The sequence below is a fragment of the Chryseobacterium sp. C39-AII1 genome, assembly GCF_039672645.1.
Classification (GTDB): domain Bacteria; phylum Bacteroidota; class Bacteroidia; order Flavobacteriales; family Weeksellaceae; genus Chryseobacterium.
The window spans coordinates 445,954-461,639 of sequence record NZ_JBDFPQ010000002.1; the positions used below are offsets into that span (position 1 = coordinate 445,954).

Genomic DNA, 15,686 nt, shown 5'->3' on the forward strand with positions numbered 1-15,686 from the left:
TCAAATGAAAAAATTTATTTCACTTTCTCTTTTATTATTCTCTTTTCTTGTTTTTGCTCAAAATAAAGCTATAGTAGCCGAATGGACATCTTTTGTTCAATCTTTAAATGTAGAAAATATACAGAATCAAAAATTTAAAGTATCTGCAAAAATCAGAAAAGAAAATGATAATAATGCCAAATGTGCTATTTGGGCAAGAATAGACAATATAGATGATAGCACAGGATTTTTTGAAAATCAATCATATTCGAAGATAAAAGTAACCTCAGAGTGGAAAACCTTCACTATAGAAGGAACCATAGATTCGAAAGCGAAAACTTTAAACATTGGTGCATTTGCAGAAGACAATGGAGATTTTTATTTTGATGATTTTAAACTTGAGGTAAATGATGGCAAAACAAAAAAATGGAAAGAAATCCCATTAAAAAATAGCGGATTTGAAGAAGATTTGACTTTAGAACAAGACTGGACAGAAGGTATTGGTAGAAATAAGGTTACCCATGTGAAAAATTTTACAATTTCAGCTTCTGAAAATAAGCCCTTCAGTGGAAAAAAATCTTTACATATTAAAGGAGAAAACATTATCGGAAATATGTCTCATGGTAAATATGCTGATGTAAATGGCATTAAAATGTACTATGAAACTTATGGAGAAGGAGAACCTTTATTAATGCTTCATGGAAACGGGCAATCAATAAGCGCATTCATGAATCAGGTTGAAGATTTCTCTAAAAAATACAAAGTAATTATTGTGGATTGCAGAGAAAGAGGAAAATCTACCTATGATAAAACGAAAGAATTAACTTTTGATATTCAGGTTGAAGATTTAAAGCAGTTTTTGGATCAGCAAAATATCAAAAAAGTAAAAATTCTGGGATGGAGTGACGGAGGTATCTTAGCTATATTAATGGCAATAAAATACCCGGAATTAGTTGACAAAATAGCATCAACAGGAGCTAATATTTTTCCTGAAGGGCTAAAAGATGACGAACTTATAGAGTTGAAAAAAACATTGGCGAAACTGATCAAGGAAAATAAAAATGGAGTAAATGACGTTTATATAGATTTATATAATCTTGATTTAAAATATCCTAATCTGAAGTATGAAGATTTAAAAGCTATTCAGTGCCCTTCTTTAATCATGGCTGGCGATAAAGATGTTATAAAAACAGAGCATACAGTAAAGATTGCAGAATCAATTCCAAAAGGTCAGTTGACAATTATTCCCAATTCCTCACATTCTGTTATTGTCGAGAAACCTGAACTTTTCAATTCTTTAGTTATTGATTTTTTTGAAGGTAAATAACTATTGAATGCTTTCAGTCAAAAAAAATATTTTGAATATTCTTAAAATCCTTTTAATCATAGGATTCGGATATTTCTTTTGGCTGATGCTGAAAATTACTTTAGAGTATATTCCTTTAGATACAAACGTCAGTTTTTTAATGATCAAACAAACTGAAGTTATTGAAAGACCGGAATATCTCTACTTTTTTTACACTCACGTTTACACCAGTATTTTTGTTTTATTAAGTGGATTTTTAGCCATTCTCCGAAAAGATTTTAGATTAAAAAATTTCCATAAAAATATCGGAAAGATTTATATTTTTCTGATTCTACTTTTAGCAGCACCGTCGGGAATTTACATGGGAATTTTTGCGAATGGTGGAATTTTCGCTAAAATTTCTTTCGTGACATTAGGCTTTTTGTGGTGGTTTTCAACCTTTAAAGCGTATCAATTAGCTCGACAGAAAAATTTTGAAGAACACAAACAATGGATGTGGCGAAGCTTCGCTTTAACATTATCTGCCGTCACTTTGAGAATGTGGAAAGTAATTATTGTATATTTATTTCACCCAAACCCGATGGATGTTTATCAAATCATTGCATGGCTGGGCTGGATTCCAAATCTTTTATTAATTGAATGTTTAATTGCCAAAAAATATTTGTGAAATTATTATTTTGCCGTTAAATATCACCATAAAATCAAAAACAATAGATATGAAAATTTTAAAATTAACCTTGATCTCTTTATTTACAGTCACTTTAATCGGTTGTAAAAAAGATGGAAAGTCTAACAGCAATTCAAAAGACAGCCTTACTGCTAAAAAAGATTCAACGGTTGCGCCAGAAATCTATAAAGAGTATTACGGAATTTACACCGGAGATTTTGCAGGAAAAGGAATGATTATCTCTGAAGATGGCGAACAATACGAAGGTGAAATTTACAAAAAATTGTCTCTGAAGATCAACAGAATTACTAAAGACAGCGTTTACGGACAAAGTATTGTCGAAGGAAATCAGCGACCTTTTCGTGGAATTTTTAATGAAACTTCAAAGTCTTTTGTGCTTGATGAGCCGGGAAATGATAAAACAGATGGTCGATTTGAGGTAAAATTGAACAGCGACAGTTTAACCGGAAATTGGTCGGCTTTTAATAAATCTGCGGTAAAAGCGCCTGTAAAAACATTAAAACTGACTAAAAAAGAATTCGTTTATAATCCTAATTTCATGTTGAATAAAGACAACGACCTCATCGATTGGGAAAATCCGAAAAATTTTGTCGAAAAATATACGGATGAAGAAACCGGAAAAACGGAAACTTATACGGCTTCTAAAAACAGAATTGCTTCGGATGCGGTTTTCAGTTTAAATGCTTCAAAGCAGAAATTATCTGAAAAAGATTTAAAAAATCTAAGAAAACTGGATATGGAGATCATTAAAAATTCAGTTTTCGCAAGACACGGATATGCCTTTAAAAAAGCGACTTACAGAAACTTTTTTGAACAAACAGATTGGTATATTCCGGTTTCGAATAATGTAGATAAAGATCTTTCACCGATGGAAAAAGATAATGTGGCATTATTGAATCGTTTTATAAAATATGCCGAAGATAAATATGATAGTTTCGGAAGATAACTATTAAACAATTTTCTTCTTTTCTGTGATTTTAACGAAAATAGAAAGTAGCAAACATCCAGCTGCGTAGCACAAAATATCGATCCAGGAAAACGAATTTCCGATTACAATATACATTAGGCTTCCGGGTTGGAAGCCTAGTTTTTCTGCAATATTAAAATATTGCGCAAACTCAACCAAACATGAGAAGATAAAAATTCCAAAAATCAATTTTTGATCGCTCTTTATTTCAATAAAACTTTTAATAAAAGTGTAGATTAACATCACCACAATAACATCTCCTAAATAAGCTCTTACGAAGAAAATATCTTTGAGCTTGGTGGCAATTAATACTTCAATTAAGAAGATTAATATTGTTGAAACGAAATATTTTAAGCTAAACTTGAATTTCATATTTATTTTTGGCTAGATTTTTTCATTAAAAAAACGGACTAAAGCCCGTTTTTAATTGATATTTCTACAAATATATTATTTTTTCACCTTCACAGTACAACCGATTGCGACAGTTTTCGTCATTTTTATCGGCTCATTTTTAATCAAAGCATTCACTGCATCCTGAACATAATATTCGGAAACATCGTTCGGATTTTCGTAATTATTATCAATCGCACCAATGTATTTCACGATATTTTTACCATTTTCTTTTTGCAGAAGAAACACATGAGGCGTTTTTGTGGCTCCGTATTGAGGGAAAATTTTCTGCCCTTCATCTACTAAATACGGAAAAGTAAAACCTTTCTGCTTTGCCCTTTCGATCATCTGCTTATAACCATCTTCAGGCTGTACATTTGGATCATTGGGGTTGATGGCAATTACCGGATAACCCTGAGATTTATACTTTTTGTCTAACTCTACAATTCTGTCTTCATATTTTTTAGCATAAGGACAGTGATTACACGTAAAAACAACGATAAACCCTTTTGCTGATTTAAAATCTGCTAGAGAAACAATTTTTCCATCAACATTTTTCAGCTTAAAATCCGTAGCTTCATCACCAACTTCATAGCCTTTTATAGCAGATTTATTTTCATTATCATTTCCGTTTTTACCATGAGCTATTGTTGTAAAACTCAGTAAGCCAAGCATAACAATAAAAGCAGTTATTAATAATTTAAAATTTTTCATAAATATCTGTTTATAAGTTTTTTACAATTATATTTTCTAATTCATCTTTGCTCATTTCACCATCATTAAAATGCACTTTTTCGCCATTTTTATAGAAGATCGTCACCGGAATATTTCCATCCCAATCTTTTTCAAAACGGGGAATCCAGGTGTTCATTCTTTTGATATCATCCAATAAGATAACTTCTGCGGTAAGATTTTTATTTTTGATGAATTTCAACACCCTTTCTTTATCAACCAATCGATCCAAAGAAACCAAGATCATTTTAAATTTTGGGTTATCTGAATATTTTTTGTTGATTTCCATAAAATGCGGAAGTTCTTTCACACAAGGAGCACAGGTGGTCGACCAAAAATTGACTACCAAAAGTTGATCTTTTTCTTGCTGAATTCTACTTTCAAGCTCTTCATATTTTATAGATGGAACATCTTTTTGTTGAGCATTGAAAACTGAAATAGAAAAAAGAAATAAAAATAGATGGATTATTTTTTTCATATTCAAATTTAAAGAAAGGTTTCTTTTTCAACAATATTCATACGTTAAAATTATATAATAAGTCTGATTTAGGCTCTTTTTTTGCATTCACAACACATCCATCAAATCCGTTTAGTATGAAAAAAGCACTTCTTTCTTTAATGCTTTTCTTTGGTATTATTGCATTTTCTCAAGCCAAAGAAGATTATATTCCTGAATTTAGTAATGTGAAAAATATTCCGGATTATGGGATTTTACGAACTCGAATGAAGCTAAATGATGTCGTCACCACAGCCAATACTCTTCCTGAATTTCCCGGTGGTACCGAAACTTTTAAAAGACAATTTGCAGAAAAAATGGATGTCATTGATGTGAAATCAGACCAAATAAATACGCGAGTCTATTTCATTGTTGAAAAAAACGGGTATGTGAGATTCGTCACTGCTACCGGAGATGATAAAAAGCATTCGCAAGCCGCTGAAATAGCCGTAAGAAGACTATTTATAAGATGGAAACCCGCCACAAATAATGGTGAGCCTGTTCGTTTTTTATATACTTTCCCTTTGACGTTAAAGAAATATGATTAGTTAAAAATTATTTACCAATCATCTTTTTAATGGCATTCAGCTTCATGAGAGCCTCAATCGGTGTCAACGTATTAATATCAATTTTCGTCAATTCTTCACGAATATTTTCCAAAACAGGATCGTCTAACTGGAAGAAAGACAATTGCATATTTTCTTCTGTCACTCTTTTAATATTTTCAGAAGAACCACCACTTTGAGAACGGCTTGCTTCCAAAGTTTTCAGAATTTCATTAGCTCTGTTGACTACTTTTGCAGGCATTCCCGCTAATTTCGCTACGTGGATACCAAAACTGTGTTCGCTTCCTCCAGGAATTAGTTTTCTTAAAAAGATAATATTCCCTTTATTCTCCTGAATTGAAACGTGGAAATTTTTCACACGCTCAAAGTTCACCGTCATTTCATTTAATTCATGATAATGCGTTGCAAACAAAGTCTTTGCCTGAGTCGGATGCTGATGAAGATATTCCGCGATTGCCCAAGCAATGGAAACTCCATCGTAAGTAGAAGTTCCACGACCAATTTCATCTAAAAGAATTAAACTTCTTTCGGAAATATTATTTAAAATATTCGCCGCTTCGTTCATTTCAACCATAAAAGTTGATTCACCTGCAGAAATATTATCTGTTGCACCAACTCTCGTGAAAATCTTATCTAAAACTCCGATTTCAGCATGTTTCGCAGGCACAAAACTTCCGATTTGAGCTAAAAGACAAACAATCGCAGTCTGACGAAGAATCGCCGATTTACCCGCCATGTTTGGTCCGGTAACCATAATAATCTGCTGAGAATCTTTATCTAAAAAAATATCATTCGGGATATATTTTTCACCTAAAGGAAGTGCATTTTCGATAATTGGATGTCTTGCTTCTTTTAAATCGATGGCGAAACCGTCATTCAAAACGGGCTTCGTATAACTCTCAGAAACAGCAAGTTCGGACAAACCAACTGCAACATCCAATTGCGCAATGATTTTAGAATTTTCCTGAATCTGATCGATATAAATCATCGTTTCAGCGCAAACATCTCTGTATAATTTGTTTTCTAAAACTCCGATTTTCTCTTCCGCGCCAAGAATCTGACTTTCATATTCTTTCAGTTCTTCCGTGATGTAACGCTCAGCATTTACGAGCGTTTGTTTTCTCAACCAATCACTCGGAACTTTATCTTTATGTGTATTTCGGACTTCAATATAATATCCGAAAACATTGTTAAAATCAATTTTAAGACTTGTAATTCCGGTTCTTTCGATTTCTCTTTGGCACATTTCGTCTAAGAAACCGCGACCTTTCGACTGAAGTCCTCTCAATCGGTCAAGCTCTTCAGAAACTCCTTCTTTAATGACATTTCCTTTCGCTAAATTAACCGGAAGTTCTTCATTTAAATGATTTTGAAGACATTTGATCAATTCATCTTGATCGTACAAAGGTTCCAGCCAAGCCAAAATATCAGCATGAGGATGAAGCAACCCTTTAATTGTATGAATATTAATTAAACTCTGACGAAGATATCCCAATTCTTTTGGTGAAATTTTTTCTGCCGCCAGTTTTCCCATCAATCTGTCTAAATCGGAAATCGATTTTAATAATTGGGAAATATCATATTTAAGCTGATCGTTTTCGTTTAAAAAATCAATTAAAGAAAGCCTTCTGTTGATTTCTTCGACGGATTTTAAAGGTAAAATAATTCTTCGTCTCAACAATCTCCCTCCCATCGGAGTTGATGTTTTATCGATAATATCTAACAAAGATTTTCCTTGTGCATTACTTGGGTAAACAATTTCAAGATTTCTCAATGTGAAATTATCCATCATTAGAAAATCCTCCTGTGGAATCACCTGAATTTTTGTGATGTGAGACAGTAAATTGTGATGCGTATCTTCCACCAAATAAGCGAAAATCGCTCCTGCCGCCGTAATGGCCAATGGTTGATTTTCAACGCCAAAACCTTTTAATGAATTGGTTTTAAAATGACTCGTCAGTTTTTCGTAAGCGAAATTATATTGATACGCCCAATCTTCGAGCTTAAAAGCATTTTTATTTTTAATCTGTTCCGGAATCTGAACGCTGCGCTGATAAATAATTTCACTCGGATCAAATGTATTAACGATGTGAAGTAACTTTTCTAAATTTCCTTCACTCACCAAAAATTCACCTGTCGAAATATCAACCAACGCAATTCCGAATTTCTCTTTTTCTTTATGTAAAGAAAGTAGAAAATTATTCTTTTTTGAATTTAAAACCTGATCGTTGAACGTAACTCCGGGTGTTACCAATTCCGTCACTCCCCTTTTTACAATTCCTTTCACCATTTTTGGGTCTTCCAACTGATCGCAAATGGCAACTCTCATTCCTGCTCTCACCAATTTTGGTAGGTAAGAATCTACAGAATGATGCGGAAATCCGGCCAACTCGATATGACCTTCCCCGTTTGCTCTTTTCGTCAGAACAATTCCTAAAATCTGAGAAGTTCTAACCGCATCTTGCCCGAAAGTTTCATAAAAGTCACCCACCCTGAACAACAAAAGCGCATCAGGATATTTCGCCTTGATGGTATTGTACTGCGTCATTAACGGGGTTTCTTTCTTCGCTGCCTTTGCCATTACAATCGTTCTTAAAAATTAGGTCGGTAAAAGTATGAAATAAATAGGAATTAGGTTGCAGGAATCAGATCTCAGCTTAAAGTTTTCACCATACTTAATTTATTCCATCCTTGTCAATATCTAAAATCTTGACAAAGATTATTAAAAAACTATCAGCAGACAGTTTATTTGATCTTAGCCAATGCTTTCGAACTCTTTTTATACGCCCACTTCTGCTTGTAATCCACCCATTTAGCTTTAAAAAGTTTTCGCATTAATTTATCTGTATATCTCATAATGAAAACATGATACAACATATTGGCAAAAACATTCGGTTTATTCGGAAGCGCACGAAGCGACATCGAAAAACCAGGCTCCAAATATCGGTTAAAATGCCAAAAAGCCCCTGGAATAAAAAGCGCATCGCCATGTTCCATAAAAATTTCAAAACCTTTAGCATGTTTCAGCGCAGGAAACTTTTCATAATCTGGATTTTCATAATCCACATCATAAATGGTATGAACCGACAACGGAACTTTATATAAAAAGGCAGACTGCTTTTGATCAAACAGTAAAATTCTCTTTTTCCCTTCAAAATGAATATGTAAGAAATCACCCAAATCAACATCATAGTGCATCAAAACATGAGCTTCACTTCCACCGAAAAATAAGGTAGGTAGTCGCTTAAAAAATTTCATCCCTAAATCCGGATAAGTGAAATTTTTCAATAATTCAGGAAGACGATCTGTGATGATGTAAAAGAAAATTCGAAGATCAGAAGGATTACTTTTTATCGTATCAATATATTCCTTCATTTTCATTTTTGTAACAGGCGCATCGGTACTTTTATTCGCATCCGCAGGTTTGTTATCATATAAAGGAACTTCCTGTTCACCAGCTTTTTCACGGATAAAGTCGAAATTCCATTTGTCGAAAGCATCCCAGCGACTTGCGAAATTTTTTATCAAAAGAGGTTTATGCTTTTTGAAGTAATTTTTCTGGAAATCTTCTTTACTAATATCTGTGACAACATCTACGTTTTGGAGGATCATTTTGATTTGGTATTTAAAATGAGATCTAAAAATAGTGTTTTTTTGAATTTTGAAGAAATTTTGAGTGTAGATTTATCTTCTTCAGATTTCACAAATATTTTACACAATACAGCTCCGAACGGGATGAAAGTCCAATGAAGAATCTTTTTTTAACACAAAAGTCGCAAGGTTTTTATTTGAAAATTTTATGCATATTTTTCCGTTCGCAAAGGCATTTCATTCAGCAAATGATAGCATGAGCTTTAGTTTTAAACAAAATTTTAAGCTTTTTAATAAAGTTCGGATAAAGCGAAAATTTTATCTTTGTGAAACCAAGAGAATTTATGAGAGTTTACAACACCAAACATTTCCTGAAAATCCTTTTCAGTTTACATAAGAGCGATACATTGAAGATTTTATTTCCGAGCATGATCCTTGTGGGATTATATTCGTGGGGAATTGAATATCTGGAACTGGAATATTTTCATTTAACCTCAAAATCGGGGATTAGCAATGTGGGAATGATTCATTCTTTGTTGGGATTTGTGCTTTCTTTATTGTTGGTTTTCAGGACAAATACTGCTTATGACAGATGGTGGGAAGGGAGAAAACTTTGGGGAAAATTAGTCAATGACACGCGAAATTTTGCCATAAAAATCAATACCATTCTTGGAGATGACAGACAAACTGCTGAACAAATTGCAAGATATTTAAAATTCTTTCCTCATTTTTTAGCCAAACATTTATCGAAAGAATCTACAAGATTGGCGTTGGATGAAGATTATTCTGAAATTGAAAAAGAACTGAAAAACCACGGTCCGAGCGAGATTGTAATTTTAATGAGTCATAAATTAAATCAATTAAAAAAAGAAGGAAAAATTTCGGATATTGAAATGTTGTATTTAGACAGTCAATTATCCGGTTTTCTTGAAGTTTGCGGCGGTTGTGAGAGAATTAAAAACACTCCGATTCCGTATTCTTATTCTTCGTTTATCAAGAAATTTATTATTCTGTATGTTTTCGCCTTGCCGATTGCTTACGTGATCAATATCGGAAATTTTATAATTCCGTTAACGGTTTTTATTTATTACGTTTTGATGAGTCTTGAATTAATTGCTGAAGAAATTGAAGATCCTTTTAACAACGACGAAAACGATATTCCGATGGAAACTATTGCCCAAAATATTGAGAAAAATGTTCATCAGATCATGGGTTCAAGAAAATAAAAAATCAAGCCTTATAGCTTGATCTCTTTTATTTCGCCATCCTGTTTTATCTCTACAAACTTGCTTTCTCGGTTTCCTGCATTGTAGCCATAGAAAAACGTTTGATAGATTGGGGTAGAATACAAATATCCTCCGTAAGCGTTATAAGCATCCGATTGCCCGGTTTGTTTCTGATAACTTGCGGTTGCCGTAAAATTAATAATGGTTTCCAGATAATATTTTCCGGGTTTCAGTTTTTCAAATTTAAACCTTCCGCGGTCGTCTGTTAAAGCTTCAATTCTATATTTAAAGGCTTCTTCAGACATATAAACGGTTGTTTTTTTATTTTCATACTTCTTTCTCATGTCGTAAAATTCCTCAAAATAAGGAGTTACAGGAAAAAGCATGACCACGGTTCCTTTTTTGGCATAATGCTTTTCTGCCAGCAAAGGTTTGATTCCCCAGTTGTTTTTCTGCTTGGTGGAAGCCACGCCTTCAATGGTTGAGTTCCCGAAACCGATCATGTTTTGTGCTAATTTTTTATCGAAAAAAGCCTGCGGATAGTATGTATTTTGTGCTTTGGTAAAAGTAAAAGCTGATACCATGGTCATTAAAACGAGTACATTTTTCATAGCTGATATTTTAGCCAAATATAGGTATTTCACAAAAGAGAATAAATACCCAAATTTGGGGAGAGAAATGTTAAAATTTTTCATGTATTCATGAACATGAATTCACATTATTTCAACAAACATTAATTTTAAACAAAAAGAAAAATTATGAAATATCCATTATTAATTGCCATCTGTACATTCGGAATCATGTCTGCCCAAAAACCTTGCGGCTTCAAAGACGGATTACAGGAAGGAAGCTGCAAACAGTTTTACGAAAACGGACAGGTAAAAGAAATTGCAGAATGGAAAAAAGGAAAACTGGAAGGTGATGCTATTTTTTATTATGACAACGGAAAAGTGCAGGCCAAAGGAGAATATAAGAAAGATTATAAGGTGAAAGAATGGTCGTACTTCAATAAGGAAGGTATTTTAACCTCAAAAGAAGTTTTTAGAAACGGCGAAAAAAACATTTACGACAACAGTTTGGTAGCCACTTTTTATAATCCTTCCGGAATTATTACTGAAATTTCAAATTTTAAATTTGGTAAATTGCAGGGCGAAAGTAAACTTTTTTATGAAAACGGGAAATCTGTAAAGCAAATCGGATATTACGATAACGGAATTGCCACAGGAAAATGGAAAATGCTTTACCCGTCTGGAAAAATCCAAAGGGAAACAGAATTCGTAAATGATAAATGGAACGGAACCAGAGTTCATTACCGCGAAAACGGAAGCATAGAAAAAACAGAAGTTTACAAGGACGGAAAATTAATCTCAACAAAATAAGACATTGGTACACAAATTAAAACTGGAAGAACTCAACAGAATAGATGTAGAAACCTTTAAATCGGTTGAAAAAATTCCTTTGGTCGTGGTTTTAGACAACATCAGAAGTATGCATAATGTAGGTGCAACCTTCAGAACGGCAGATGCATTTTTGGTTCAGAAAATTATTCTTTGCGGAATTACGCCTCAACCGCCACACCGTGAAATTCACAAAGCCGCTTTGGGAGCAACGGAAAGTGTAGACTGGAGCCACGAGAGTGATATTAATACAACCATTGCTGATTTAAAATCGCAGGGTTTTGAAGTTGTGGGTATTGAGCAAACAACGAGCAGCCAGATGATTACTGATTTTACGATTGATAAATCGAAGAAATATGCAGTTATTTTAGGAAATGAAGTTGAAGGAATCAGCGATGAAGCGTTGCCGAATATCGATTCTTTTATTGAAATTCCTCAATTGGGAACCAAGCATTCTTTAAATGTAAGCGTTTGCGGTGGAATTGTAATGTGGGAATTTGCGAAAGCTTTAAAATAAAAAAACTGCATATGCCTAAGAGACAGTGCAGTTTGAAATAAATCTAATAAAAAGTAAAAATGAAAGGCGACAAAGGTACCTTTTTTTTCGACACGAACAAATTTTAATTTCAATTTTTTAAAATTTCAAGAAAAAAAGTTTCATTTTCAGAAACGGTTTTATTTAATTTTTTATAAATTAGCACAATGTTTATCAAGGACTATATCTCAAAAGACTTCCCATGCTTTAGCCTTACTGACTCGATAGAATCAGCAAGGAACATGTTAGAAGACTTTGGATATTCTCATATTTTCATTAAAAAATCTCACCACTTTTACGGAGCCCTTGCGCAGGATTTTCTTTACGAAGAAGAAGGAACACTCAAAGATTTGGAGCATCAAATCGAGCGTTTTGCTATTCCGGAAGACAATAATATTATGGACAGCATCCGGCTGTTTCATACCTTTAATGCCAACGTGGTTCCTGTGATTAATAAAGCGGAGAAGTATCTGGGCTACATCAGTTGTGAAGATATTTTCCAGGATTTATCGAAATATGCATTATTTTCAGAATCGGGAGCTATTCTTACAGTAGAAACCCCATCCAGAAAATATTCGATGACGGAGATCGCCAATATTGTGGAGAGCAACAACTCGAAATTTTATGGTGCGTTTATCAGTTTCATGTCCGACGAGGTGATTCATGTAACGATAAAGATCAGCAATGAAAATCTAAGCTCCATTGATGAAACATTCGACCGATATGATTACAGAATTGTAGAAAAATATTATTCTGATGAAAAATCGGATTTGTTGAATGACAGATTCGGATTTTTCCAGAAATTTATAGAAATATAAACTAATGAAGGCAGCCATATATTCTCAGAAAAAAGATCTTGATACTTTTTTATATTTAAGCAAATTTATTTCCGAATTGGAAAGCAGAGGCGTAAAATCTGTTTTGTACGATGAGATGGCTGAAGCCCTTCAGTTTTCAAAGATTTTCGAAACCTTTAACAACAAACAGGATCTTATCGATAAAGAGGTCGATCTTTTTTTCACTTTTGGTGGCGACGGAACGATTGTAAATTCTTTAACCTTTATTGAAGATCTTGAAATCCCGATTGTTGGTGTAAATACCGGAAGATTAGGATTTCTAGCGAGTTTCACCAAAGAAGAAGCCTTTAAAGAGCTTGATTCTATTTTGAAAGGTGATGTAAAAACCAGTCGCCGATCTGTTATTCAAGTGGTTTCGCCTGTTTTAGAAGATTTTTTCCCGTACGCTTTAAATGATGTTACCGTTTCCAGAAAAGAAACGACATCGATGGTAACGGTGGATTCTTATATTAATGATGAATTTTTAAATGTATTCTGGGGAGACGGTGTTATTGTTTCAACGCCTACCGGTTCTACGGCTTATTCGCTAAGTTGTGGCGGCCCGATTATTTCTCCAAATAACGAAAACTTCGTCATCACGCCTATCGCTCCGCACAATTTAAATGTAAGACCTTTGGTGGTGAACGATAGCGTAGAAATTAAATTCAGAGTTGAAAGCAGGGTTTCACAATATTCCCTATCGCTGGATTCACGACTGATACATATAGAAACCGATAAAGAAATTGTAATTAAAAAGGCAGATTTCCAGATTTTATTGGTGCAGCCGAACGATTTGAGTTTCTACGAAACCATCCGCCAGAAGCTACTTTGGGGAAGGGATAAAAGAAATTAAGAATATTTTTAAAAATTATTACCTTTACAGGAATTTTACAAACCCTAATAATTTATATTAAAACGTAAAACATGAGCAGAATTTTCCCGGCAGGAGTTGCCACAGGTCAGTTAGTTACTGATATTTTTCAGCACGCTAAAGAAAACAAATATGCATTGCCTGCAGTAAACGTAATTGGTTCTAGCAACACAAATGCAGTTTTGGAAACGGCAGCAAAATTAAACTCACCTGTTATTATTCAGTTCTCTAATGGTGGAGCTGCTTACAACGCAGGAAAAGGATTAAGCAATGATGGGCAAAAGTCTGCAATTTTAGGAGCTATTGCTGGTGCTAAACACATCCACACGCTTGCAGAAGCTTACGGAGCAACTGTAATTCTTCACACAGACCACGCGGCAAAAAAATTATTGCCTTGGATCGACGGATTGATGGATGCTAATGAAGAGTTCTTCCAACAAACAGGAAAATCTCTTTATTCTTCTCACATGTTGGATCTTTCTGAAGAATCTTTAGAAGAAAACTTAGAAATTTCTGCTAAATATTTCGAAAGAATGGCTAAAATCGGAATGACTCTTGAGGTAGAAATCGGAGTAACCGGAGGTGAAGAAGATGGTGTTGACAATTCTGATGTTGACAATTCAAAATTATATACTCAACCGGAAGATATCGCTTACACATACGAAAAGTTAAAAGCTATTTCTGATAACTTTACCATTGCTGCTGCTTTCGGAAACGTACACGGAGTTTACAAGCCAGGAAACGTGGTTCTTACACCAAAAATCCTTGATAATTCTCAGAAATATGTTCAGGAGAAATTCGGAACTGTTGAGAAGCCAATCAACTTCGTATTCCACGGAGGTTCTGGATCTACTTTAGAAGAAATCAGAGAAGCAATTGACTACGGTGTAATTAAAATGAACATTGATACTGACCTTCAGTTTGCTTACACAGAAGGTATCAGAGATTACATGGTAAACAATGTAGATTATTTAAGAACTCAGATCGGAAACCCTGAAGGTGAAGAAAAACCGAACAAAAAATTCTATGACCCAAGAGTTTGGGTAAGAAAAGGTGAGGAAACTTTCGCTGCAAGATTAGTTCAGGCATTTGAAGATTTAAATAACGTAAATACGCTTAAATAAATTATAATTGATAAGAGATGAATGATAGCTGATTTGTAAATCGCTTCTTTTATCTCTTATCATTTATCACACATCAATTATATACAATATGGCATTCGAGTGGTTTAAAAGAAAAGCACAAAATATTACGACATCTACTGATGAGAAAAAAGATGTTCCCAAAGGTCTTTGGCATCAGACTCCTTCAGGAAAAATTGTTGAGCATGACGAACTAAAGAGAAATAACTATGTTTCTCCGGAAGACGGATTTCATGTAAGAATAGGAAGTGCAGAGTTTTTTGATATCCTTTTTGATGAAGGTAAATTCACTGAATTGGATGCTAATGTTGAAAGTATTGACATCCTGAATTTCAAGGATACAAAACCTTACGCAGACCGTCTGAAAGAGGTAAAAGCAAAAACAAAACTGACAGATTCTATCAGAAATGCTGTTGGAACTGTAAAAGGAACTGAAATGGTAGTTTCTTGTATGGATTTCGCTTTTATCGGAGGTTCTTTAGGATCTGTAATGGGTGAAAAAATCAGAAGAGCGGTAGATTACTGTATCAAAAATAAACTTCCTTACATGATCATTTGCCAGTCTGGTGGAGCGAGAATGCAGGAAGCAACATATTCTTTGATGCAGTTGGCAAAAGTTCAGGCTAAATTGGCTCAGCTTTCAGAAGCAGGACTTTTATACATCGCTTACCTTTGTGACCCAACTTTTGGTGGAATTACCGCTTCTTTCGCAATGACAGCCGATATTATTATGGCTGAACCAAAAGCATTGATCGGTTTTGCAGGACCAAGAGTTATTCGTGAAACGATCGGTAGAGACTTACCGGAAGGTTTCCAGACTTCGGAATTCCTTCAGGAAAAAGGTTTTGTAGATTTCATCGTGAAAAGAACTGAAATACAGGAAACCGTTGCTAAAACAGTAAAATTATTAGCAGTAAATGCTTAATAATTTGTAACAAAATACTACAATCTCTCTCTAATTAGG

At 34.0% G+C, this 15,686-nt stretch carries 17 protein-coding genes; 11 read left to right on the plus strand and 6 right to left on the minus strand.

Going from position 1 to position 15,686, the window contains the following annotated elements; genetic code table 11:
- The first annotated feature begins 4 nt into the window (after positions 1-4).
- From ABEG63_RS04860 to ABEG63_RS04870, 3 genes are read left to right on the plus strand one after another with little or no spacing between them, the layout of a single operon-like run.
- Positions 5-1,306, plus strand: coding sequence for an alpha/beta hydrolase (locus tag ABEG63_RS04860; RefSeq protein WP_346583395.1), 1,302 nt, complete (start codon positions 5-7; stop codon positions 1,304-1,306).
- 7 nt (positions 1,307-1,313) lie between these two features.
- Positions 1,314-1,952, plus strand: coding sequence for a DUF2306 domain-containing protein (locus tag ABEG63_RS04865; RefSeq protein ID WP_312392869.1), 639 nt, complete (start codon positions 1,314-1,316; stop codon positions 1,950-1,952).
- A 49-nt stretch (positions 1,953-2,001) separates the two neighbouring features.
- Positions 2,002-2,919: a YARHG domain-containing protein gene (locus ABEG63_RS04870; RefSeq protein ID WP_346583396.1), complete on the plus strand. Its 918-nt coding sequence runs from the start codon at positions 2,002-2,004 to the stop codon at positions 2,917-2,919.
- 3 nt (positions 2,920-2,922) lie between these two features.
- Here the strand turns inward: ABEG63_RS04870 and ABEG63_RS04875 are convergent, their stop codons facing one another.
- From ABEG63_RS04875 to ABEG63_RS04885, 3 genes are all read right to left on the minus strand, one after another.
- Positions 2,923-3,312 carry a DUF2809 domain-containing protein gene (locus ABEG63_RS04875; RefSeq protein ID WP_346583397.1) on the minus strand — a complete coding sequence of 130 codons (390 nt, stop codon included), beginning with the start codon at positions 3,310-3,312 and terminating at the stop codon, positions 2,923-2,925.
- 75 nt (positions 3,313-3,387) lie between these two features.
- Positions 3,388-4,044 (minus strand): thioredoxin family protein, encoded by a 657-nt coding sequence (locus ABEG63_RS04880; protein WP_346583399.1) that lies wholly within the window; start codon positions 4,042-4,044, stop codon positions 3,388-3,390.
- 10 nt (positions 4,045-4,054) lie between these two features.
- Positions 4,055-4,540: a TlpA disulfide reductase family protein gene (locus ABEG63_RS04885; RefSeq protein WP_346583400.1), complete on the minus strand. Its 486-nt coding sequence runs from the start codon at positions 4,538-4,540 to the stop codon at positions 4,055-4,057.
- A 116-nt stretch (positions 4,541-4,656) separates the two neighbouring features.
- On the opposite strand from ABEG63_RS04885, the gene ABEG63_RS04890 reads away from it, so the two are divergent.
- Entirely contained in the window at positions 4,657-5,106 is a 450-nt protein-coding gene (locus tag ABEG63_RS04890) for a hypothetical protein (RefSeq protein WP_346583401.1), read from the plus strand.
- A gap of 7 nt (positions 5,107-5,113) precedes the next feature.
- Here the strand turns inward: ABEG63_RS04890 and mutS are convergent, their stop codons facing one another.
- Both mutS and ABEG63_RS04900 read right to left on the minus strand, forming a co-directional pair.
- The gene (gene mutS / locus ABEG63_RS04895; protein ID WP_346583403.1) at positions 5,114-7,705 is read right to left on the minus strand and encodes a DNA mismatch repair protein MutS; all 2,592 of its coding nucleotides are present in this window, start codon (positions 7,703-7,705) and stop codon (positions 5,114-5,116) included.
- A 164-nt stretch (positions 7,706-7,869) separates the two neighbouring features.
- On the minus strand, positions 7,870-8,736 hold the full coding sequence (locus ABEG63_RS04900) for a cupin-like domain-containing protein (protein ID WP_346583405.1): 867 nt from the start codon (positions 8,734-8,736) through the stop codon (positions 7,870-7,872).
- 305 nt (positions 8,737-9,041) lie between these two features.
- Between ABEG63_RS04900 and ABEG63_RS04905 the strand changes: the two genes are divergently transcribed.
- On the plus strand, positions 9,042-9,941 hold the full coding sequence (locus tag ABEG63_RS04905) for a bestrophin family ion channel (protein ID WP_346583407.1): 900 nt from the start codon (positions 9,042-9,044) through the stop codon (positions 9,939-9,941).
- A gap of 11 nt (positions 9,942-9,952) precedes the next feature.
- Here the strand turns inward: ABEG63_RS04905 and ABEG63_RS04910 are convergent, their stop codons facing one another.
- Complete coding sequence (locus tag ABEG63_RS04910; protein ID WP_346583409.1) at positions 9,953-10,552, minus strand: hypothetical protein; 600 nt, start codon at positions 10,550-10,552, stop codon at positions 9,953-9,955.
- Positions 10,553-10,699: 147 nt separating this feature from the next.
- Between ABEG63_RS04910 and ABEG63_RS04915 the strand changes: the two genes are divergently transcribed.
- The 6 genes from ABEG63_RS04915 to accD all read left to right on the plus strand — a co-directional run bounded on the left by ABEG63_RS04915 (position 10,700) and on the right by accD (position 15,647).
- Positions 10,700-11,320, plus strand: coding sequence for a toxin-antitoxin system YwqK family antitoxin (locus ABEG63_RS04915; RefSeq protein ID WP_267403480.1), 621 nt, complete (start codon positions 10,700-10,702; stop codon positions 11,318-11,320).
- Positions 11,321-11,324: 4 nt separating this feature from the next.
- A complete protein-coding gene (locus ABEG63_RS04920; protein ID WP_346583411.1) occupies positions 11,325-11,855 on the plus strand; it encodes an RNA methyltransferase in 531 nt (176 codons plus the stop codon).
- Between the two features lie 260 nt (positions 11,856-12,115).
- A complete protein-coding gene (locus ABEG63_RS04925) occupies positions 12,116-12,691 on the plus strand; it encodes a CBS domain-containing protein (RefSeq protein ID WP_267403484.1) in 576 nt (191 codons plus the stop codon).
- Positions 12,692-12,695: 4 nt separating this feature from the next.
- Positions 12,696-13,562 carry an NAD kinase gene (locus ABEG63_RS04930; protein ID WP_312392894.1) on the plus strand — a complete coding sequence of 289 codons (867 nt, stop codon included), beginning with the start codon at positions 12,696-12,698 and terminating at the stop codon, positions 13,560-13,562.
- Positions 13,563-13,633: 71 nt separating this feature from the next.
- Positions 13,634-14,704 carry a class II fructose-bisphosphate aldolase gene (gene fbaA, locus ABEG63_RS04935; RefSeq protein ID WP_346583414.1) on the plus strand — a complete coding sequence of 357 codons (1,071 nt, stop codon included), beginning with the start codon at positions 13,634-13,636 and terminating at the stop codon, positions 14,702-14,704.
- Between the two features lie 88 nt (positions 14,705-14,792).
- On the plus strand, positions 14,793-15,647 hold the full coding sequence (accD, locus tag ABEG63_RS04940) for an acetyl-CoA carboxylase, carboxyltransferase subunit beta (protein WP_267403490.1): 855 nt from the start codon (positions 14,793-14,795) through the stop codon (positions 15,645-15,647).
- Positions 15,648-15,686 lie beyond the last annotated feature (39 nt).

Bases quoted from the DNA above. Each gene is read 5' to 3' on its own strand.
- ABEG63_RS04860 (WP_346583395.1), top strand. From the start codon at position 5: ATGAAAAAATTTATTTCACTTTCTCTTTTATTATTCTCTTTTCTTGTT.
- ABEG63_RS04865 (WP_312392869.1), top strand. From the start codon at position 1,314: ATGCTTTCAGTCAAAAAAAATATTTTGAATATTCTTAAAATCCTTTTA.
- ABEG63_RS04870 (WP_346583396.1), top strand. From the start codon at position 2,002: ATGAAAATTTTAAAATTAACCTTGATCTCTTTATTTACAGTCACTTTA.
- ABEG63_RS04875 (WP_346583397.1), bottom strand. From the start codon at position 3,312: ATGAAATTCAAGTTTAGCTTAAAATATTTCGTTTCAACAATATTAATC.
- ABEG63_RS04880 (WP_346583399.1), bottom strand. From the start codon at position 4,044: ATGAAAAATTTTAAATTATTAATAACTGCTTTTATTGTTATGCTTGGC.
- ABEG63_RS04885 (WP_346583400.1), bottom strand. From the start codon at position 4,540: ATGAAAAAAATAATCCATCTATTTTTATTTCTTTTTTCTATTTCAGTT.
- ABEG63_RS04890 (WP_346583401.1), top strand. From the start codon at position 4,657: ATGAAAAAAGCACTTCTTTCTTTAATGCTTTTCTTTGGTATTATTGCA.
- mutS (WP_346583403.1), bottom strand. From the start codon at position 7,705: ATGGCAAAGGCAGCGAAGAAAGAAACCCCGTTAATGACGCAGTACAAT.
- ABEG63_RS04900 (WP_346583405.1), bottom strand. From the start codon at position 8,736: ATGATCCTCCAAAACGTAGATGTTGTCACAGATATTAGTAAAGAAGAT.
- ABEG63_RS04910 (WP_346583409.1), bottom strand. From the start codon at position 10,552: ATGAAAAATGTACTCGTTTTAATGACCATGGTATCAGCTTTTACTTTT.
- ABEG63_RS04915 (WP_267403480.1), top strand. From the start codon at position 10,700: ATGAAATATCCATTATTAATTGCCATCTGTACATTCGGAATCATGTCT.
- ABEG63_RS04925 (WP_267403484.1), top strand. From the start codon at position 12,116: ATGTTAGAAGACTTTGGATATTCTCATATTTTCATTAAAAAATCTCAC.
- ABEG63_RS04930 (WP_312392894.1), top strand. From the start codon at position 12,696: ATGAAGGCAGCCATATATTCTCAGAAAAAAGATCTTGATACTTTTTTA.
- fbaA (WP_346583414.1), top strand. From the start codon at position 13,634: ATGAGCAGAATTTTCCCGGCAGGAGTTGCCACAGGTCAGTTAGTTACT.
- accD (WP_267403490.1), top strand. From the start codon at position 14,793: ATGGCATTCGAGTGGTTTAAAAGAAAAGCACAAAATATTACGACATCT.